Raw genomic sequence first — 18920 nt, forward strand, 5'->3', positions numbered from 1 at the left:
CCCCAAGTCAGCCCAAGCCAGCCCCCGTCAACCGACACCCGCGCCGCGTCTTCGCCGCCGTACCGCACCCCGGTGCCCTCGCCGGAGCGGTGTCCCCGCCCGTCCGTCCAGCTGGATCCATATGCGGACCTCGGTCCCGCCCAGCACCGAGGAGCCGATCCGCACGTCGCCGCCCGTCGACTCGGCGAGCTGCCGCACGATGTCCAGCCCCAGCCCGGTCGAGCCGTCGCTGCCGGAGCCGCGGCCCCGTGCCATCGCAGCCTCGGGGTCCGTGATCCCGGGGCCCGCGTCGGAGACCAGCACGATCACCGCGTCCTCCGCGTTGTGCACGTCGACTGCGAAGGCCGTGCCCTCAGGGGTGTGCCGGAAGACATTGCCGAGGAGGGCGTCGAGCGCGGCGGCCAGGTCGGCACGGGCGACCGGTATGCGGACCGGGCGCTCAACCCCGGCGACCCGCACCTTCCGCCCCTCGTCCTCCGCGAGCGCCGACCAGAACGCCATGCGCTCGCGGACGACCTCCGCCGCGTCGCACCCGGCACCGGGACCGGGCACCGCCGTCTGCGGCTTGGCCTCCCGCGCCGTACGGATGATCGTGTCCACCTCGCGCTCCAGCTGCTCGACCGCGGCCCGGGTCTGCTCGGCCGCCGGACCGTCGCCCAGCGAGGCCGCGTTCAGCCGCAGGACGGTCAGCGGGGTGCGCAGGCGATGTGACAGGTCGGCCGCCAGCTCCCGCTCGTTGGCGAGCAGTTGGACCACCTGGTCGGCCATGGAGTTGAACGCCATCGCCGCCAGCCGCAGTTCCTTCGGTCCTTCCTCGGGGACCCGTACCCCGAGCTTCCCCTCCCCCAGTTCGTGCGCGCTCTCCACCAGGCGCTGTGCGGGCCTGACCATGCGGACGCCGAGCCGGTCGGCCACCGCGACCGAGCCGACGACCAGCGCGACGCCCACCCCGGCGAGCACTGCCCACGCCGTGGCCACTCCGTTGCTGACCTCGGACTCCGGTATGTACACCTCGACGACCGCTATCGCGCCGGATCCGACCGCGGTGGGCTGGAGCAGTGTGGATCCGCCGGGCACCTCGGCTGTGGAGGCGCGGCCCAGCCTGCGGATGGTGGCGATGTCCTTGTCGGAGGCGCGCTGCCGGCCCAGGTCGACGGCGCTTCCACCGTCGCTCGCCGGTATGTGCACGGCCATTCCGTCGTCCGAGCCCGCGGAGGCGACGACCCGCTCCAGCTGGTCCCGGTCAGTGGTGATGGACAGCGCGGGTGCGATGGCGGCCGCCTCCCGCTCGGCGTTCGAGAAGGCCCGGTCGCGTGCCAGCTCCTGGACGACGAGGCCGAGCGGGACCGCGAAGGCGATCACGACCATCGTGGTCACCGCCACGCACACCTTGACCAGCGCCCACCTCATGGCGAAGTCTCCGCTCTCGGTGGCTCGAGCTTCACGCCGACCCCGCGCAGGGTGTGCAGATAGCGCGGCTTCGCCGCCGTCTCGCCCAGCTTCCGCCGCAGCCACGACAGATGGACGTCTATGGTCTGGTCGTCGCCGTACGACTGCTGCCACACCTCGGCGAGCAGGTCCCGGCGTGCCACGACCACACCGGGCCGCCCGGCGAGGAACGCGAGCAGGTCGAACTCACGCCGGGTCAGATCGAGTCGTACGCCGTCCAGCTCCGCCTCGCGGCGCAGGGGGTCTATGGCGAGGCCGCCGACCCGTAGCACGGTGGACGGCGGTACCTCACCGGCGACCGGCCGGGCCCTGCGCAGGACCGCGGCCATGCGTGCGGACAGGTGCTCGACCGAGAACGGCTTGGTCAGATAGTCGTCCGCACCCGCGTTCAACAGCCGGACGATCTCCGACTCGTCGTCCCGTGCGGTGGCGACTATCACCGGTACGTCGGTGATCCCGCGCAGCATCTTCAGGGCCTCGGACCCGTCCAGGTCGGGCAGTCCGAGGTCCAGGATCACCACGTCGAAGCGGACATGGGCGACCTCGCGCAGCGCCTCCAGTGCCGTACCGACGCTGCGCACCGTGTGCGAGGCGTCGGTGAGATGCCGGATGAGCGCCGAGCGTACGAACTGGTCGTCCTCGACCACGAGCACACTTGCCATGCGCGGCACCGTACGCCATGCGGGACAGCCCGGTCGGGGCCTGTGGACAACCGCCTGTGGACAACCGCCTTCGGACAACTGCGGGCGCCTCGTGGCGACTTCGCCGCGTACGCACAGCCGTTCGCACAGGGGACACTCCTGTGACGCGTGGTGCACTATGGCCGCGATGCGCAGAGGACTCGTACACATACTCGCCTGGCTGCTCGCCACGGGCGCGGCGGTCACGCTGTCGTGGTGGGGTGTCCACACGGTGATGGCGGGCACCGTGTACGACCCGCCGCGCGCCCTGCCCATCACGGCCGGCGACGCGACGGCCCAGGGCGCGAAGGCCCCGTCCACCCCGGCGGTCCGCCCCGAACCGTCCCGTGGCGGCGGCGAAAGGCCGGAGAAGGAGCCCACAAGCACACCGTCACCGAGCCCGACCGCGTCCGCGCCGGCGAAGTCCGGTTCCACTCCGAGCCCGGCCGCCTCCGGCCGGGTCAAGAGCTATGACACCGACGGCGGCCGCGTGGTGTTCTCCCTCACCAGGACGTACGCGACCCTCGTCTCGGCGACGCCGGGCGCCGGCTGGTCGATGCAGGTGTGGAAGACGGAGACGTGGATCCGGGTGGAGTTCGCCTCGGGCGCGGACCGGGTGTCGGTGTTCTGCACGTGGCACGACAGCGCGCCACGGGTGGACGTGCAGACCTACTGAGCGGGACGGTGCCTCAGCGGAAGACGGACGGCGGCGGCGCCGGTGACGCCACCGCCGCCGCGTCCGTGACCGGCACGGCTCCGCCCGTGAAGTCGGCGAGTGTCCTGCCGTGTTCGACTCGCGCGGAGTGCGGGTCGGAGGCGGCCAGGCGCGTGAGTTCGGCGACCGGCAGCGGGCTGTCGGAGCACACGAGGACGGCGTTGCCGAAGCGCTTGCCGCGCAGCACGGCGGGGTCGGCGACCAGCGCGAGCTCGGGGAAGACGGCCGCGGCGGTGGCGATCTGGCCGCGCAGGTGGGCGAGCGGCGGGCCGTCGGCGAGGTTGGCGGCGTAGCGACCGCCGGGTTTGACGACCCTGCGTACGTCGGTGAGGAACTCCGTCGACGTCAGGTGCGCCGGAGTGCGCGTTCCGCTGAACACATCCGTGATGACCAGGTCGGCCCATCCGTCCGGCACCTTGGCGAGCCCTTCGCGGGCGTCGGCCGACCGCACCCGGATCCGGGCGTTCGGGTCCAGCGGCAGCTCCCGGCGTACGAGTTGGACGAGGGCCGCGTCGCGTTCGACGACCTGCTGGGTCGAGCGCGGACGGGTGGCGGCGACGTACCGGGCGAGGGTGAGGGCGCCGCCGCCGAGGTGCACGGCGTGCACGGGTCTGCCGGGCGGGGCGGCGAGGTCGATGACATGGCCGAGGCGGCGCTGGTACTCGAAGGACAGGTACGCCGGGTCGTCGAGATCGACGTGCGACTGTGGGGCGCCGTCGATCAGCAGGGTCCACGCGCGCGGGCGGTCCCGGTCGGGCATCAGCTCGGCGAGCCCGCCGTCGACCGTCTCGACGACGGCCCCTGTGGCGTCCTGCCCGCGCCGCGCCTTCCGTGACCTGCCCATCCCGCCATTATCGGGGGTCCTCACTGCCGGGCTTCCCCGGGAGGGTGGGCTCAGCGGCGGTCCGGCGGGTCCGGGTCGCCGTACGGGACCGGACCACCGTGCGAAGGCGCGCCGCCGTACGAAGGCCGCGGTACGGAACCGCGCCGCCGTACGGAACCACGCCCCGCCCTACCGGCAGTTGTCCGCCGCCTCGATCAGCCGGGCCGCCTCCCCGAGGGCCGCGCGCAGGACGGCCGGGTCGGTCGCGAGATCGGCCTCGCAGGGCGGAAGCAGCCAGTCGGCGCCCTCCTCGGGGACGAGGATCGCGCCCCGGCCGTCGGACTGCGTGCACGTGCTGCCCGGCACGTCCCACGCGTCGGCGGTGCCGGGCGGCACGAGGAAGCCGAGGGTGTCGCAGCCGTCGTCGTGCAGCACGGGGCCCACGGCCGGAGGAACGGGGCCCGAGGCGTCGACGGCGCCGCGGCGGAGGATGTCGACCGCCTCCAGACCCTGCCGGGCCGGGACGGTCACCAGGTCGCACTCGGAGGCCCGCTGCCCCGGCGGAGAGCCGCACTCGGGGGCCGGCCAGTCCTTCGCGGCCATGGGCGTACAGGAAGTCGGCGTACGAGGTTCGGTGCTCTTCATCCCGGCCTCCACCACGGAAACCCTCCTCCGGCGACGGCGATCGGGAGTGCGGACGGCTCCCGGTCCGTGTTGCCCAACGCGCGGACGTGTCAACGGCTACGGCGGAAGTGCGCCGCAAAGGATGGCAGTTCATGGCAGATGACGGATGAGATATCCGGTTTGTAGCCAAACATCGCGTGCCGGAGGCCCTCGGGCTAGTACTTTCGTGCCCCGCCGGACGCAGGGAACCAACCGTGCACCACACGGACAACTCTCCGCGAATCCGGCAAGGTTCGACGGTTCGTGAGAGAGGGCCCGCCCATGGCGTCGTCATCGGTGACCTCGTCCCAGTCCCCGCGTCCACCGCGGCCGAACCTCGCCTTCCGGGCGCTGCGAGGGCAGCGCTCACCGGGCGAGTTCGCGGCCGCGGTGCGACGGGCCGCGCGTGAGATCGGCGAGCGGGTGAGCTGTGACGCGCGGTACGTCGGACGGGTCGAGTCGGGAGAGATCCGCTGTCCCAACTACGCGTACGAACGGGTGTTTCTGCACATGTTCCCCGGTCGCACGCTGGCGGATCTGGGGTTCGCTCCTCGCGCGGCGGTACGCGGCCGAGGGGCGCGCACCGCTGAGGAGGACTCCCCCTCGCGCACCGAGAGCCTTTCGCACGCCCCGGATGAGACCGATGGGGCGTGGGAGCCGTATAACACGCAAGACACAGACCTGGAACACGAGGAGAGCGACGTGCAACGTCGCGCATTCATGACCGGCGGTACCGCCACGATGGCGGCCGTCTCGCTGGGACCCTTCGTCCTCGGCGGATCGGCCACGGCGGCGGGACGGCCCGCGCACCGGGTGGGGACGACCGAGACCGGGGCACTCGAAGAGGCCGTTCGCAAGATCAGGCTGCTCGACGACCGACACGGGGCGGACGGGCTGTACCGGAGGGCGGCGGCGCCGCTGCGGACCGCGTACGCGCTGCTCGACGCGGGCGCGGCCCGGCAGGCGACCGCCGACCGGCTGTACGCGGGCGCCGGTGAACTCGCCATCTCGGTGGGATGGCTGGCGCACGACTCGGGGCGGTTCGACGACGCGCGCTCGCACTACGCGGAGGCGCTCGCGACGGCCCGGATGGCCGGGGACCCGGCCCTGGAGGCGCACGCGTTCTGCAACACGGCGTTCCTGGCGCGCGACGCGGGCCGTCCGCGCGAGGCGGTACGGGCGGCGCAGGCGGCGCAGCGGGTGGCCCGGCCGCTGAGCTCGGCGCGGCTGATGTCGCTGCTGGCGCTGCGGGAGGCGGGCGGCTGGGCTGGGCTCACCGACCGCACCGGCTGCGAGCAGGCGCTGGCCCGCGCGCAGGCCCTGTACGAGCGGGGCCCCTCGGACGCCGACCCGGAGTGGATGTCGTTCTACGGGGAGGCCGAGCTGGAGGGCTTGGAGGCGCAGTGCTGGTCGACGCTGGGCGACTGGACACGCGCGGCCCGGCACGCCCGGCGTGCCGCCCGTCTCCAGGACCCGCACTTCACCCGCAACATCGCCCTCTACAAGGCGGAACTCGCCGACGACCTCGCGCGCGGGGGGCACCCGGACGAGGCCGCAGCGGCCGGTATGGAGGTGCTCGACCTCCTCGACGAGGTGCAGTCCTCCCGTATCCAGACGATGCTCGCGGGCACGGCCAGGGTGCTGCTGCCGCACCGGAGGGCGTCGGGGGTGTCGACGTTCCTGGACCGGCACGCCGCGCTGCCGCGTCCGGCGTGACGGCCGCCCACGCGCGTGGGTGTCTACGCGGTGAGGTGGCCCGTGTCGTTCCACGACTCGATGGCCGGTTCCCCGTAGGCCCAGCCGAGCACCGACAGCGAGGTGGGGTTGAGGCGGACGCGGGCGGCGAAGTCGATGCCGAGGCCCAGCCAGCGCGCGGCTATGGAGCGCAGGACGTGCCCGTGGGCGAAGACCAGAACGTCGCGGTCGGCGGAGCGGGCCCAGGCGACCACCTCGTCCGCGCGCGCGGAGATCTGCTCCAGGGTCTCGCCCTCGGGGACGCCGTCGCGCCACATGAGCCAGCCGGGGCGTACGGCCTGGATCTCGGCCGGCGTCAGGCCCTCGTACGCCCCGTAGTCGCACTCCATGAGCGTGTCCCAGAGCGTGGCCCGGTCGCCGAAGCCGGCGAGTTCGCAGGTCTCCCGCGCGCGGGAGAGGGGGCTGGTGCGGACCTCGGCGCCGGGGAGGCCGTCGAGGGGCGCCCGGTGCAGCCGCTCGCCGAGCAGTTTGGCGCCGCGCCGGCCCTCCTCCAGCAGGGGCACGTCCGTCCTGCCGGTGTGCCGTCCGGCCTGGGACCACTCGGTCTGTCCGTGCCGGGCCAGCAGGATGCGCGGTGCCATGGAGGTGTGACCTTTCCGGGAGCTGTGAGAAATCGGAGGCGAATCGTTCCATCATCGCGCAGGCTTGCACGAGGCAACCCGGGGGGCGATCTCTGCGTCTTCGAGGACCGAGGCGTCGGAGGGGTTGTCGAAGGCGCATGGGATGCCCGCAGAGGGCACCCGTATACACCGTAAAATCGGGCGGGCCACCAGAAGCCGTGGCCAAAGGCCTAGTCGCAGATGGGGGAGGGCGATCGGATGCCGCAGTCCGATATAGCGCGCACCGAGGTGGCATCGTCCGCCCGGCTCCGGTGGTGGACCGAGCTGCCGCTGATCCTGGTGGTGTACGCGCTGTACTCGGCGGGCCGGCTCCTCGTCCGCGGTGACGTCTCCACGGCCGTCGACCACGGCCTGGGCCTCCTGCGTGTCGAGAAGGCCCTGTGGCTGAACCTCGAACACCCACTGAACCGTCTCTTCACCCGCGAGCCCTGGCTCGGCATACCCGCCGACTTCTGGTACGCGTCCCTGCACTACCTGGTCACGCCCGTGATCCTGGTCTGGCTCTTCAGGGCCCGCACCCGGTTCTACCGCGCGGCCCGCACCTGGCTGATGACCTCCACGCTCATCGGCCTGGTCGGCTTCTCCCTGCTCCCCACCTGCCCGCCCCGTCTGCTCGCACCCGTCCACGGCTTCGTCGACACGATGGCCCACTACAGCTCGTACGGCTGGTGGGGCGGCGAGGCGAGCGCACCGCGCGGGCTGGGCGGTATGACGAACCAGTACGCGGCGATGCCGAGCCTGCACGTCGGCTGGGCGCTGTGGTGCGGTGTGATGCTCTGGCGGTACGGCGGCACGCGCGCGGCCAGGGTCGCGGCCGTGGCGTACCCGCTGATCACCACCATCGTCGTCATGGGCACCGCGAACCACTACTTCCTCGACGCCGTGGCGGGCGCCGCCGTGATGGGTGTGGGGCTGCTGCTGACCCCGCTGGTGATGGGGCGCGCGGACCGGCTCTGGGCATGGCTCCGGGTGCGGTTCGAGGGCCGGTCGGACGACCGGTTCGGTGAGGTGCCGGCCGGCCGGACCGAGGGCCGGTCGGGCGACCGGTCGGGCGGCCGGTCCGAAGGAGGGTTCGGGGGGCGTTCGACCGAACGTCTCACTCCGGTCGCGGACGCCTCTCCGGGCACACTGACCCCGATTGTCAGTGGCGGATGCCAGACTTCCACGGGTGAGCGAATTCCACGGCAGCGCAAGTCCGAAGCCGAGCCGGGTGCCGCCCCCACGGACGCGGGGGACGGCGCTCCGGCAGCGACTCGCTGAGCTGCGCGGACCCGAGGTCCCGGCCAAGGCGCTGGACGCCCGCGCCCTCGCGGCCCTCGCCGCCAACCCCGGCTGCAGACGACGCGCGCTCCTCGACGGGGCGGGGGTGGACAAGACGGCGCTGGCGGGCGCGCTCGGCTCCCCCTCCGCCTTCGGCCAGTCGCAGTTCGCCTTCATGCGGGGCAACGCGTTCGAGGCGCGGGTGAAGGCGGACGGCGGCGCGGAGCTGCTGCGGCTGGTCCACGAGAGGCTGGACCCGTCCGCCGAGCCGCCATCCGGCGCGGCCGTCCCCGACCTCGCGGCGATCGGCCCCGAGGGACGCGCGGCCCGTACGGCGCTGGCGCTGCGCGAGGCCGCCGAGTCCGGTGGCTGGGCGCTGCTCGACCACCCCATGCTCGCGCTCGACGTGGCGGGCTCCCCCGCGTTCCTGGAGCCGGACGCGGTGGTCGTGCACCCGGACGGCAGGTGGACGGTCGTCGAGATCAAGTCCTTCCCGATGCTGGACGGTTCGGCGGACCCGGCGAAGGTGGGTGCCGCCGCCCGGCAGTCGGCGGTGTACGTGCTGGCGCTGGAGGAGGTCGCCGCGCGCCTCGAGCCGGTGCCCGAGGTGCACCACCGGGTGCTGCTGGTCTGCCCCAAGGACTTCAGCAACCTCCCGACGGCCGCCGCGGTGGACGTCCGCAAGCAGCGGGCGGTCACCCGTCGCCAGTTGACCCGCCTCACCCGCATCGAGGAGATCGCGGACTCCCTCCCCGAGGGCACCTGTTTCGCCCCGGACCTCCCGCGCGAGCAGCTGGCCGAGGCCGTCCAGTCCCTCCCCGCGACCTACGCCCCCGAATGCCTCGCGGCCTGCGAGCTGGCCTTCCACTGCCGGTCCCACGCACGCGAGGAGGGCGAGGTGACCTCCCTGGGCCGTTCGGCCCGCGCCGAGCTGGGCGGGCTGACGACGGTGGAGGACGTCCTCGCGGCGGCCCACGGCAGGGCGGGGGACCCGGAGGACCCTGCGGTGGCGGCGCTGCGCAGGGCGGCGGACCTGCGGGCGGAGGCTCTGGCGACAGCCGCCGCGCGCCGGGAGGGTGCCGCGTGCCCCTGACCACCACCACACCCACCCGTCACCGAACCGGTGCGAGGGCTGCGGCGTCGAGGACCATCACGTCCAAGACCACCGCGCCAAGAACCGCCACGTCCAGGACCGTCACGCCCAGGACCGATACGCCGGCAGCCGCTCTCCGAAAGTCCGCTCCATGTCCCTGATCTCGACTCTCGCCCGGCTGGAAGCCATCAGTACCGGCCGTGCCCAGCCCGTCGCCACCGTCCGGCACCGGCATCTGTCCGAGCGGCCGCTCGTCCTCGTGCCGCTCACCACCGCCGGTGAGGCCGGGGCCCCGCTCGGGGCGCTCGTCGGCACGGACCGCGACGCGCCCCGGCTGCTCGTGGTGCCGCAGCCACGAGACCGGGACCTGCGGTTCGCGTTCCTCGCGGAGCTCGCGGACATCGTCCTGCCGTACGTCGACTCGTACGCGGACGTCGTGGAGGCGGCCGAGCGCAGCGAGACCGACCCGGAGACCGGCAAGCGCGTCAAGGTCGAGGTCGACCTGTGCGCGGACGCCCCTCAGCTGATCGTGCCCAGCCGGAGCGGCATCGACTTCGTACGGCTCCTCGGGCGCTCCATGCGCTTTCGGCGCACCGCCGAGCAGGAGCCCGAGGCGCCCCATCCGGCGCCGCCCCGGGTGCCGCTGCTCGGGCGGTGGCTGACGCACTTCGGCGAGCGGGCCCGGGTGCCGGGCTCCTCGCTGCTGCTCGCCCTCACCGATCTGCTGACCCGGCACTGGGCCACGGGCCAGTCGGGCGTGGAGGACCAGCACCTGGGAGCGCTGCTCGCCTGGATCGACCCGCCCGGGGACGAGTCGGGCGACACGGCGGCACGCCGGGCGGAGCTGGCGCGGGACGCCGACGGCCAGTTGCTGTGCCCGCCCGCCGGACCCGCCACCGACCCGGCGTTCGACAACAAGCTGCTGGCCCCGGCGATCGAGCGCTACGACCGCGCGCGGGCCGCCCTCGCCGCCGCCGAGGACGGTCTGCAGGCCGACGACCGGCTCGGTGACCTCACGGCCGCCGAGCGCGGGATCCGCGGCCTCGTCGAGAGCCGTACCCGGCCCACCTGGGACGCGGTGTGGCGCGGGCTCGACCTGCTGCGGGAACTGCCGGAGGGCGCCCACGCGGCCGACCGCTGGACCCGCGACCGCTGGTCGTTCACCGGCCACCGGGACCGGATCATCGCGGGCGAGCCCCCTCAGCCGCGCCGCGACGACGCGGTCACCGCCGCGAACAAGCTGGCCACGCGCGAGCGTGAACAGGCCCGTCTCGACGCCCAGGAGGCCCTCGACGACCCGCTCGTCATGGCCGGCCGGCGCCTGGCCGGGGAGGCCTTCGCGGGCGAGGTCACGGATGTGGTGATGGCGTACAGCGAGGGCAAGCGGCCCAGCCCCCGCCCCCTCGTCACGGTCCACACCGAGGACCGGCCGCACCTCGGGGAGCGCACCAAGGTGTACCGCTCGCTCGGCGGGAAACCGCAGGCCGCCGAGTTCGTGGGGTACGACGGGCCCGAGGGCGGCGACCTCCTCGTGCTGCGGATCGTCGACAAGATGGGCCGCGGCAAGGAACCGGAGCAGGGATCGGTCCCCGAGAAGGGCGACCTCGTCTGCTTCACGCTCTTCGAGCACGACCAGCGGGCCGGGGCGAAGCTGCCCGACCCGGACGACACCCCGTGGACCCACGGCGGCCCGCCGGGCGACCCCGAGGCCGTACCACTGCCTGAGCAGCCGGACCCGGTGACCGAGGAGGATGTCCTTTGACCGCCGTCGCCTCATCGGGGTTCGATCCCGGTGCCGCGGCCACCCGCGCCACCGACGCGATCCTGCGCGACACCCTGCACGGCACGGACCGCGGGGTCGTGGTCGACTCACCGCCCGGCGCCGGAAAGTCGACGCTGGTCGTCCGCGCCGCGCTCGAACTGGCCGCCGCCGGACGCCCGTTGATGATCATCGCGCAGACGAACGCACAGGTCGACGACCTGGTGCTGCGCCTCGCCGAGAAGGACTCCGAGCTGCCGGTCGGCCGGCTGCACAGCAGCGACGCCGACCCGTACGACAAGGCGCTCGACGACCTGCCGAACGTCCGCAAGTCGACCAGGGCCGCCGACCTCGCGGGGCTCGACGTCGTGATCTCGACGGCCGCCAAGTGGGCGCACGTCAAGGACGTCGAGCCGTGGCGGCACGCGATCGTCGACGAGGCGTACCAGATGCGGTCGGACGCGCTGCTGGCCGTGGCCGGGCTGTTCGAGCGGGCGCTGTTCGTGGGCGACCCCGGGCAGCTGGACCCGTTCGCGATCGTGGGCAGCGAGCAGTGGGCCGGGCTGTCGTACGACCCGTCGGCCTCCGCGGTCACGACACTGCTGGCCCACAACCCGGAGCTGCCGCAGCACCGGCTGCCGGTCTCCTGGCGGCTCCCCGCGTCCGCCGCGCCCCTCGTCTCCGACGCCTTCTACCCGTTCACGCCCTTCCGCAGCGGCACGGACCACGGCGACCGGCGGCTCTCCTTCGCCGTCCCGTCGGACGGTTCGGGCCCGGACCGGGTCATCGACGAGGCGGCCGAGGCGGGCTGGGGCCTGCTGGAGCTCCCGGCACGGCACACGCCCCGTACGGACCCCGAGGCGGTGCGGGCGGTCGCGCAGGTCGTACGGCGCTTGCTGGACCGCGGTGGCGCGGCGACCTCCGAGCGGTCGGACGAGCCCGTACCGCTGACCGCCGACCGGATCGCCGTCGGCACCGCGCACCGGGACCAGGCGGCGGCGGTACGGTCCGCGCTGGCCAACCTGGGCGTGACCGACGTGGTCGTGGACACGGCGAACCGGCTGCAGGGGCGCGAGTACGACGTGACGGTGGTCCTGCACCCGCTGTCCGGCCGCCCCGACGCGACCGCGTTCCACCTGGAGACGGGCCGGTTGTGCGTGCTCGCCTCCCGCCACCGGCACGCCTGCGTCGTGGTGTGCCGGGCGGGCGTCACCGAGCTGCTGGACGACCACCCGTCGACGGAGCCGGTCCAGCTCGGGGTCACGGTGAAGTTCCCCGACGGCTGGGAGGCGAACCACGCGGTGCTGGCGCATCTGGCGGAGCACCGGGTGGCCTCGCGGCCCTGAGCCCTGAGCCGGGGGCCCTGAGCCGGGGCCACAGCGGCGAGATCACCGGGGCCACGGCGTGTCGGCCGGAGAGGCTCGGCACGACAGTCGAGGCCCCCTTGCATGGGCGGGGGACAATGGACGGTGGCCCATACCAAGGCGGCCACCGGACGCGTACGAGGAGGAGAAGACATGGCGGAGCCCACGCCGCGTCGGAACGAACCGCGGCTACGCCCCGCGCCCCTGCTTTTCGAGCCCGCGGAGGCGGCCGCCGACCCGGAGCGCTTCTTCGCCCTGGAGTCGATCGACGACCCGCGGGCGCTGCTGGCCCGTGCGACGGAGCTGACGCAGGCGTTCCGCGCCGCGGCGGACCGGGCCCTGGAGTTCCAGGCGATCGCCGCGGCCCAGCTCGCCGATCCGCGCCGCTTCGACCGGCTGACGGCGGCGGACATCGCCGAGCGGGCCGAGTGGACCGAGGACTACGCGAAGAAGATGGTCGAGTTCGGTCGCGACCTGATGCGAGGGCGGGACGGGCAGAACCCCGACGCGGTGTGAGCCGTGGGGCCCGTGCGGACAGCGGGCCCTGAGGGTCCGGGGTGACCCATAAATGACCCGGGGTCGCGACCCTGGCATATGCCGGGCGAGAAGGTACCCCACTTGCACACCGCCTGTCCCGATTTTCCGCAACCGAACGGAGTCGCGCTCTCACTGCAGGTACATCTGGGTGACATGAGCAAGCAGACTCAGTCGCAGAACCGTTCGGCTAACGGCGCCGTCCCGTACGACACGGTCTCGGAGGTCACCTCGGAGGGGGCGGCCTGGCTCGCCTCGGCAGGAACGTATCCCCGTAGCACGCTGGCGCTGTGGGAGGAGCGGCCCACCGCGCCGGTCGTCCTGCCCTGCGGCAGGGCCTTCGACATCGTCAACGCGCCCGGCCTCTTCGGTCGGCGGATGCTGGACCGGCTGTGGGACGAGGGCCCGGGCTCGGGGCCCGTGGCGGCGTACCGCGGACGCATGCTCCTGTTCGCCTCGCCCGGCACGGCCCAGCGGCTGCCCTCGCTCATGAGCTGGGAGGAGTGGGGCTCCCCCGGCCGGACCGACGCCGTACCGCCCCTGCTCTGCCACGGCGCCGGCGACGCGGTGACCGTCCCGGCCCTGCGCACAGCGCCCGGAACCGTATCCGGGACCACGCCCGGAACCGCATCCAGGACCACCCCCGGGACCTCGTCCGGGACCATGCCCGGGAGCGCTTCCGCCGACCGGCTCGCGTCCCGCTGGCTCGTCGCCCCCGACACCCGGAACCCATGGCTTCCCGGGCCCGAGGTCCTGCTGTGGGCGGCGGTCCGCGCGGCCCGTTCCGCCGCCTCCGGAGCAGTGCGGATATCGATTTTTCCTCCCGCCGATCAGGGTGCTAAGGTCTACGACGTCAGCAGGCGCCGCTAGCTCAGTTGGTTAGAGCAGCTGACTCTTAATCAGCGGGTCCGGGGTTCGAGTCCCTGGCGGCGCACGATGACGATGGCGAGGCATGTTCGTGGAAAGCGCGAACCTGTCTCGCCATCGTTGTTTCTGCGCGACTTCGTCGCGCGTTGTGGGGGCTTCGCCACCCACACCCCCATCGGCGGAGACGGGGTGGGCGTGGGTGAGGAGTGAGCGCCCCGCCTCTCGTCCGCGCTCGGGCGAGGTGGCGACCCGGCGGGCGCCCTCGGGGGTCAGTTCAGGGTGGTGATCTTCACCGTCCACGCTCCGGAGGGGGTGCGGTCCTCCACCTCCACCCGTACGTTCTCGCCCGGCACCGTGAAGGTCTCCCCCACCCCGGCCGGCGCGTCCGCGAGCGGCGGGTAGACCGAGTCCTCCCAGCAGGATTCGGTGTCCGGGTGGGTGTCCACGACCTCGATCGGGCCGCTCCCGGACTCGGCGCCGCTGCGGACGCGGTAGATGAGGATGCCCTCCGTGCAGATGGACCCGTCGTTGCCCACCTGCTGGCGCGCCTCGAAGCCGAGCGCGCTGTCGCGCCCGGTACGGAGGACCGCCAGCTTCGTACCCCGCCCGCTCCCGAAGCCCGCCGGACCCCCGATGCCGGTGCCCAGGTCTTCGGACGGGATCGTCGTCTCCTCCGGGGCGTACAGCCCGGCCGTTCCGCTCCCGTCCAGGCCCTCCACGCCCTCCACACCCTCCGCGCCGGCCGGCGCCACTCCCTCGTCCGGTGCCGGCCCCGCCCCCAGCGCCTCCAGCGTCAGACGGGTCGTTCCCGGTCCCCGGACGCACGCGACCTGGCGCGGTTCCAGCCAGCCGAGCTTCCACTTGTGCCAGCCGAACAGGTCCGGGGCGAGGCCGAACTGGCTGCCCATCAGGTCCCAGTCACCGACGTACGTGTCCCAGTCGCCCTTGCCGTCGGCGGGGCGGTGGTAGAGGTCGGGCAGGTCGAAGACATGGCCCGTCTCGTGGGCCAGGACGAGGCGGTCCGGCGGGTGGTTCTCGAAGATCGTGACGATACGGCGGATGAGCGTGCCGTCGGCCTTCAGCGGGGTCTCGAGGTTGACCACCTTCGTCGCGTCCGAGTCGACGCCCGGGGCGTCCGGGTCGGCGATGAAGTACACGATGTCGTAGGCCGAGAAGTCGACCCGGCCGTCCGTCACCCGCATCGCGTCCCTCAGATAGGCGGCGCGGTCCGCGGGGTGCCAGTCACGCCGTATCCCGTACGCCGCGGACGGCTGCGGCATCCTGATCCACTCGTGGCGCGGATGCGGGCGCACCGTGAACCTGCCGTACGAGGCGCGCTCGAAGAAGCTGCTGGTGGCGGGGAAGTGGTCGGCGGTCAGGTCGGCCGGTGCGGTCAGGGGGGTCGCGTCCGGGAAGGACAGGAAGACCAGCAGCGCGTCGAGAGAGCGGGTGGGGCGCGGGTAGTCGGCGTTCCAGGTGTCGACGCCCTCGGAGTGGTGGGCGTCCGTTCGCTTCAGGGCGCACACGGCCGCGAGCGGTACGGCGACCGAGGGGGCGGCGATCAGGGAGGTCGCGGCGAGGGCGGTCAGCGAGGTGAACACCGCCGCGGTGCCACGCAGGCTTCGCGTCCCGCCCTGTGTGAGTACGCGCAAGGTCTCGCGGGTGAGAGCCCCGAGAGCGCGGCCGGTTCCGTTGGCCCGGCCATTTCCGTGAGTCCAGCCGGTTTCGTGAGTCCGGGGGGTTCCGTGAGTCCGGGGGGTTCCACCGCGCGCGTGCGCGTCGGAGGGCGCGTGGAGCAGTCCCTTCCTGGGGAGCGGGCGCGGCACATCGACCTCCGGATGCGGGCTTCGGGGACACCGCACCCAGCCTGTGTGAATTTGTAGTACTACGCCTCGTTTGTCTCCTCCGGATGAGTGAGAGCGCCCGGGGGAAGACATTCGGAGAACTCACGGAACGTCACAACCGGTCGGGTCGTGGAACGAAGCCGTCCGGGGAGTGGCAGAAACGATCTGTCAGAAGAGAGGGGTGTTCGGCGACACTGGAGTGCGGCTGGAAGGGCCTGGGGCCAGCCTCTATGATCGGCACACTTTCCTGCACAGACACGGCTTGAGCGGCCGTCCGCACCCGGCCTGCCGCTCCGCGCGACAAGACGAGATCCGTACGAAAATCGAGTGCACTGCGGGAGCGAACGGTGAGCGGAACGTCCGAAGGGCCGGCGCCCGTGGTGGATCCGGCCGGGCCGATCATCACGGAAAGTAACTTCGACACAGCGGGTCGTGCCCTCACGGCTCTCACGGTGTCCGGGGCGTCACACGGGCCCCATGTGTTTCGTGCCGCGTTCGCCGCGGCGCCCCTCGCGATGGCCGTGGTGGACCGGGAGGGGCGGGTCGTCACCGCCAACGGCGCGATGGGCGCGCTGCTCGGGGGCGGGCCGGAGGCGCTGGCCGGGCGGGTCGCCGCCGACCTGCTGGACCTGGCGTCGGACCCCCGGACCTGGCACTCGTACCGCGAGATGCTGTGTGGCCGGCAGGCGCGACTGAACTGCACGCGCCGTGTCAAGCACCCGGACGGCCACTTCCGGTGGGTCGAGATGTCGGTGACTCCGCTACCCGAAGAGGCCACTGGGGCGGGTGAGTTGGCGGCGGCCGAGGTGGCGGACGCACTCGCGGACTCCGGCGAGCACATGCGCCGCGAGAACGGCGGCCCGGCGGCGCGGCCGGCCGACTCCGGCTCCCCCGGGGCCCTTCGGGCGGAGCCCGTCGTACTGCTGTCCCTCACCGACATCAGTTCCCGGCGGGAACTCCAGTCCCGGCTGCGGCACCTGGAGATGCACGACCCGGTGACCCGGCTGCCCAACCGGACGCTCTTCTTCGAGCGGTTGTCGGCCGCGCTGGAGGCGGAGACGTACGAGGAGGGCGGAACGACCGGCCGGATCGGGCTCTGCTATCTGGATCTCGACGGCTTCAAGGCGATCAACGACACGCTCGGGCACCGGATCGGCGACCGGCTCCTCACGGCCGTGGCCGAGCGGCTGACGCGGTGCGCCGAGGAGGCGGGGTACGGCAGGGCGAGCGCACCGCTGGTCGCCCGGCTCGGCGGAGACGAGTTCGCGCTGCTCGTCGAGGACTCCACCGGTACCGACCAGCTCGCCGAGCTCGCGGAGTCCGCGCTGAAGGCCATCCAGGCGCCCTTCGACATCGCCGGCCGGCGGCTGTCCGTCTCGGCGTCGATCGGTGTCGTGGAGCGGCACGCGGCGAGTACGACCGTGACGGGGCTGATGCAGGCCGCCGATACGACGCTGTACTGGGCGAAGGCCGACGGCAAGGCCCGCTGGACGCTGTTCGACCCCGAGCGCAACGCCCACCGGATGACCCGTCAGGCCCTGTCCTCCACGCTGCGGCCCGCCGTCGACCGCGGTGAGTTCGCCCTGGAGTACCAGCCGTTGGTGGACATGGAGGACGGCGGGGTGCGCGGGGTCGAGGCGCTGGTGCGCTGGAACCATCCGCAATTCGGCACGCTGACGCCGAATCGGTTCATCGGGCTGGCCGAGGAGGACGGTTCGATCGTGCAGCTCGGGCGGTGGGTGCTGGCCACCGCGTGCCGACAGGCGCGGCGCTGGCAGCTCGACCACCCCCACCGGGCGCCCCTCTTCGTCAGCGTGAACGTGGCCGTCCGTCAGGTGTGGGACTCCGACCTGGTCGCGGACGTGGCGGAGATCCTCGCGGAGACGGGCCTCGCCCCGCACCTGCTCCAGCTGGAACTCACCGAGTCGGCGGTCATGGGGTCGGCGGGCCGTCCGCTCCAGGCCCTCCAGGCGCTCAGCGAGATGGGCGTACGGATCGCCATCGACGACTTCGGCACCGGGTACTCGAACCTCGCGTATCTGAGCCGGCTGCCGGTCTCCGTGCTGAAGCTGGACGGGGCGTTCGTCCGGGGCTTCCAGTACGAGAACGACGACGGCAGCGGCGCCCACCCCAACCCCGCCGACGAGGTGATCGTCGAGGCGCTCATCCGGCTGGCGCACCGGCTCGGTCTCACGGTCACCGCCGAGTGTGTGGAGACATCGTCGCAGGCGTCCCATCTGCGGCGGATCGGCTGTGACACCGGGCAGGGGTGGCTGTACTCGCGGCCGGTGCCGCCGGAGCGGATCGCGGCGCTGCTGGAGTCGGTGAGCTGCCCTCAGGTCTGAGGGCTCGTCGAGGTCCGCGCCTCCGGCGCGGTCGGCAACTCGTAGGCGTCCGCTATCAGTTCGTAGGAGCGCAAACGCAGTTCCGGGCGGTGGGCGTGGGATGTGATCATCAACTCGTCGGCGCCGGTGCGCTTGTGGAGGTCGTCGAGGCCGGAGCGGACCTCGTCCGCCGTGCCGTGGACGATGTTGGCGGTCCAGCTGTCGACGAACTCCCGCTCCAGCGGACCGAACTCGTACGCCTCCGCCTCCTCCGGGCTGGGGAACAGGCCGGGGCGGCCCGTGCGCAGCCGGACCATGTTGAGGCCCGTGGCCAGGACCTGGCGGCGGGCCTCCTTCTCGTCGTCCGTGGCGAGGGCGGAGACGGCGATGAGGGCGTACGGCTCGTCCAGGAAGGTGGAGGGCCGGAAGGACTCGCGGTACAGGTCGAGGGCCGGAATCGTGTTCTGCGCGGAGAAGTGGTGCGCGAAGGCGAAGGGCAGGCCGAGGGACGCGGCGAGGCGGGCGCTGAAGCCGGACGATCCGAGGAGCCAGACGGGCGGGCGGTGGGTGGACTGGACTCCGCCGGGGGCCGTGGCCTGGACGGGGCCCGGTACGGCGTGGATACGGCGGTAGGGGTGGCCGTCGGGGAAGTCGTCGTCCAGGAAGCGGGTGAGTTCGGCGAGTTGCTCGGGGAAGTCGTCGGCGGACTCGTTGAGGCGGGGGGTGCGGCGGAGGGCGGCCGCTGTGGCGCCGTCCGTGCCCGGGGCACGGCCCAGGCCCAGGTCGATGCGGTTCGGGGCCATGGCTTCGAGCGTGCCGAACTGCTCCGCGATGACCAGGGGGGCGTGGTTGGGCAGCATCACACCGCCTGAGCCGAGGCGGATGCGGGTGGTGTGGGCGGCGAGGTGGGCGAGGATCACGGCGGGTGAGCTGGACGCGACGCCGGGCATGGAGTGGTGTTCGGCGACCCAGTAGCGGTGGAATCCGCGGTTCTCCGCGAGGCGGGAGAGGGTGGTGCTGGTGCGGAGGGCTTCGGTGGCGGTGGTGCCGGTGCCGACGGTGACCAGGTCCAGTACGGAGAGGGGGGTGGGGGCGGTGCCCTGTGCTGTGCCTCGGATCTCGTCTGCCGCCGCGGACACGGTGCCTCCTGGGTTTTGTGCGGGGGTGGGC

16 protein-coding genes and 1 tRNA gene are annotated in these 18920 nt (G+C 73.0%); 10 read left to right on the plus strand and 7 right to left on the minus strand.

What is annotated here, in order from left to right:
- Window positions 1-27: 27 nt before the first annotated feature.
- On the minus strand, window positions 28-1410 hold the full coding sequence (locus tag FNH04_RS21070; RefSeq protein ID WP_152786522.1) for a HAMP domain-containing sensor histidine kinase: 1383 nt from the start codon (window positions 1408-1410) through the stop codon (window positions 28-30).
- Window positions 1407-2111 (minus strand): response regulator transcription factor, encoded by a 705-nt coding sequence (locus tag FNH04_RS21075; RefSeq protein ID WP_152786524.1) that lies wholly within the window; start codon window positions 2109-2111, stop codon window positions 1407-1409. Before FNH04_RS21075 ends, FNH04_RS21070 begins: the two co-directional genes overlap by 4 nt.
- Window positions 2112-2277: 166 nt before the next feature.
- Here FNH04_RS21075 and FNH04_RS21080 point away from each other — a divergent pair, with 166 nt between their 5' ends.
- Window positions 2278-2805 (plus strand): hypothetical protein, encoded by a 528-nt coding sequence (locus FNH04_RS21080; protein WP_152786526.1) that lies wholly within the window; start codon window positions 2278-2280, stop codon window positions 2803-2805.
- Window positions 2806-2818: 13 nt separating this feature from the next.
- Here FNH04_RS21080 and FNH04_RS21085 read toward each other — a convergent pair whose 3' ends face one another.
- Both FNH04_RS21085 and FNH04_RS21090 read right to left on the minus strand, forming a co-directional pair.
- Window positions 2819-3688, minus strand: coding sequence for a spermidine synthase (locus tag FNH04_RS21085; protein WP_152786535.1), 870 nt, complete (start codon window positions 3686-3688; stop codon window positions 2819-2821).
- 168 nt (window positions 3689-3856) lie between these two features.
- Window positions 3857-4270: a hypothetical protein gene (locus FNH04_RS21090; RefSeq protein ID WP_152786554.1), complete on the minus strand. Its 414-nt coding sequence runs from the start codon at window positions 4268-4270 to the stop codon at window positions 3857-3859.
- Window positions 4271-4612: 342 nt separating this feature from the next.
- Here FNH04_RS21090 and FNH04_RS21095 point away from each other — a divergent pair, with 342 nt between their 5' ends.
- Entirely contained in the window at window positions 4613-6046 is a 1434-nt protein-coding gene (locus tag FNH04_RS21095; protein WP_152786537.1) for a hypothetical protein, read from the plus strand.
- 23 nt (window positions 6047-6069) lie between these two features.
- On the opposite strand, the gene FNH04_RS21100 is transcribed toward FNH04_RS21095, so the two are convergent.
- The gene (locus tag FNH04_RS21100) at window positions 6070-6666 is read right to left on the minus strand and encodes a histidine phosphatase family protein (RefSeq protein ID WP_152786539.1); all 597 of its coding nucleotides are present in this window, start codon (window positions 6664-6666) and stop codon (window positions 6070-6072) included.
- A 237-nt stretch (window positions 6667-6903) separates the two neighbouring features.
- On the opposite strand from FNH04_RS21100, the gene FNH04_RS21105 reads away from it, so the two are divergent.
- The 7 genes from FNH04_RS21105 (at window position 6904) to FNH04_RS21135 (ending at window position 13649) form a co-directional block, all read left to right on the plus strand.
- On the plus strand, window positions 6904-7965 hold the full coding sequence (locus FNH04_RS21105) for a phosphatase PAP2 family protein (RefSeq protein WP_152786541.1): 1062 nt from the start codon (window positions 6904-6906) through the stop codon (window positions 7963-7965).
- Entirely contained in the window at window positions 7916-9058 is a 1143-nt protein-coding gene (locus FNH04_RS21110) for a hypothetical protein (RefSeq protein ID WP_322723431.1), read from the plus strand. The genes FNH04_RS21105 and FNH04_RS21110 overlap by 50 nt, the downstream gene beginning before the upstream one ends.
- A 151-nt stretch (window positions 9059-9209) precedes the next feature.
- Complete coding sequence (locus FNH04_RS21115) at window positions 9210-10820, plus strand: hypothetical protein (protein WP_152786543.1); 1611 nt, start codon at window positions 9210-9212, stop codon at window positions 10818-10820.
- On the plus strand, window positions 10817-12163 hold the full coding sequence (locus FNH04_RS21120; protein ID WP_152786545.1) for an AAA domain-containing protein: 1347 nt from the start codon (window positions 10817-10819) through the stop codon (window positions 12161-12163). Before FNH04_RS21115 ends, FNH04_RS21120 begins: the two co-directional genes overlap by 4 nt.
- Before the next feature lie 171 nt (window positions 12164-12334).
- Complete coding sequence (locus tag FNH04_RS21125) at window positions 12335-12697, plus strand: hypothetical protein (RefSeq protein ID WP_152786547.1); 363 nt, start codon at window positions 12335-12337, stop codon at window positions 12695-12697.
- Between the two features lie 174 nt (window positions 12698-12871).
- Window positions 12872-13585: a bifunctional DNA primase/polymerase gene (locus FNH04_RS21130; RefSeq protein ID WP_152786549.1), complete on the plus strand. Its 714-nt coding sequence runs from the start codon at window positions 12872-12874 to the stop codon at window positions 13583-13585.
- Window positions 13576-13649: transfer RNA gene (locus FNH04_RS21135), tRNA-Lys, on the plus strand. The genes FNH04_RS21130 and FNH04_RS21135 overlap by 10 nt, the downstream gene beginning before the upstream one ends.
- A gap of 202 nt (window positions 13650-13851) precedes the next feature.
- On the opposite strand, the gene FNH04_RS21140 is transcribed toward FNH04_RS21135, so the two are convergent.
- Entirely contained in the window at window positions 13852-15234 is a 1383-nt protein-coding gene (locus FNH04_RS21140) for a M6 family metalloprotease domain-containing protein (RefSeq protein WP_228031531.1), read from the minus strand.
- 539 nt (window positions 15235-15773) lie between these two features.
- On the opposite strand from FNH04_RS21140, the gene FNH04_RS21150 reads away from it, so the two are divergent.
- Window positions 15774-17771, plus strand: coding sequence for a putative bifunctional diguanylate cyclase/phosphodiesterase (locus FNH04_RS21150; RefSeq protein ID WP_322723430.1), 1998 nt, complete (start codon window positions 15774-15776; stop codon window positions 17769-17771).
- On the opposite strand, the gene FNH04_RS21155 is transcribed toward FNH04_RS21150, so the two are convergent.
- Entirely contained in the window at window positions 17762-18889 is a 1128-nt protein-coding gene (locus tag FNH04_RS21155) for an LLM class flavin-dependent oxidoreductase (RefSeq protein WP_322723433.1), read from the minus strand. The genes FNH04_RS21150 and FNH04_RS21155 overlap by 10 nt on opposite strands.
- Window positions 18890-18920 lie beyond the last annotated feature (31 nt).

Origin of the sequence: Streptomyces phyllanthi, from assembly GCF_009377205.1 — a bacterium.
Lineage (GTDB): Bacteria > Actinomycetota > Actinomycetes > Streptomycetales > Streptomycetaceae > Streptomyces > Streptomyces phyllanthi.

Excerpts from the sequence above, each read along its gene's own strand:
- FNH04_RS21085 (WP_152786535.1), bottom strand. The coding sequence starts at position 3,688 with ATGGGCAGGTCACGGAAGGCGCGGCGCGGGCAGGACGCCACAGGGGCC.
- FNH04_RS21080 (WP_152786526.1), top strand. The coding sequence starts at position 2,278 with ATGCGCAGAGGACTCGTACACATACTCGCCTGGCTGCTCGCCACGGGC.
- FNH04_RS21100 (WP_152786539.1), bottom strand. The coding sequence starts at position 6,666 with ATGGCACCGCGCATCCTGCTGGCCCGGCACGGACAGACCGAGTGGTCC.
- FNH04_RS21075 (WP_152786524.1), bottom strand. The coding sequence starts at position 2,111 with ATGGCAAGTGTGCTCGTGGTCGAGGACGACCAGTTCGTACGCTCGGCG.
- FNH04_RS21070 (WP_152786522.1), bottom strand. The coding sequence starts at position 1,410 with ATGAGGTGGGCGCTGGTCAAGGTGTGCGTGGCGGTGACCACGATGGTC.
- FNH04_RS21105 (WP_152786541.1), top strand. The coding sequence starts at position 6,904 with ATGCCGCAGTCCGATATAGCGCGCACCGAGGTGGCATCGTCCGCCCGG.
- FNH04_RS21090 (WP_152786554.1), bottom strand. The coding sequence starts at position 4,270 with ATGGCCGCGAAGGACTGGCCGGCCCCCGAGTGCGGCTCTCCGCCGGGG.
- FNH04_RS21125 (WP_152786547.1), top strand. The coding sequence starts at position 12,335 with ATGGCGGAGCCCACGCCGCGTCGGAACGAACCGCGGCTACGCCCCGCG.
- FNH04_RS21095 (WP_152786537.1), top strand. The coding sequence starts at position 4,613 with ATGGCGTCGTCATCGGTGACCTCGTCCCAGTCCCCGCGTCCACCGCGG.
- FNH04_RS21130 (WP_152786549.1), top strand. The coding sequence starts at position 12,872 with ATGAGCAAGCAGACTCAGTCGCAGAACCGTTCGGCTAACGGCGCCGTC.
- FNH04_RS21115 (WP_152786543.1), top strand. The coding sequence starts at position 9,210 with ATGTCCCTGATCTCGACTCTCGCCCGGCTGGAAGCCATCAGTACCGGC.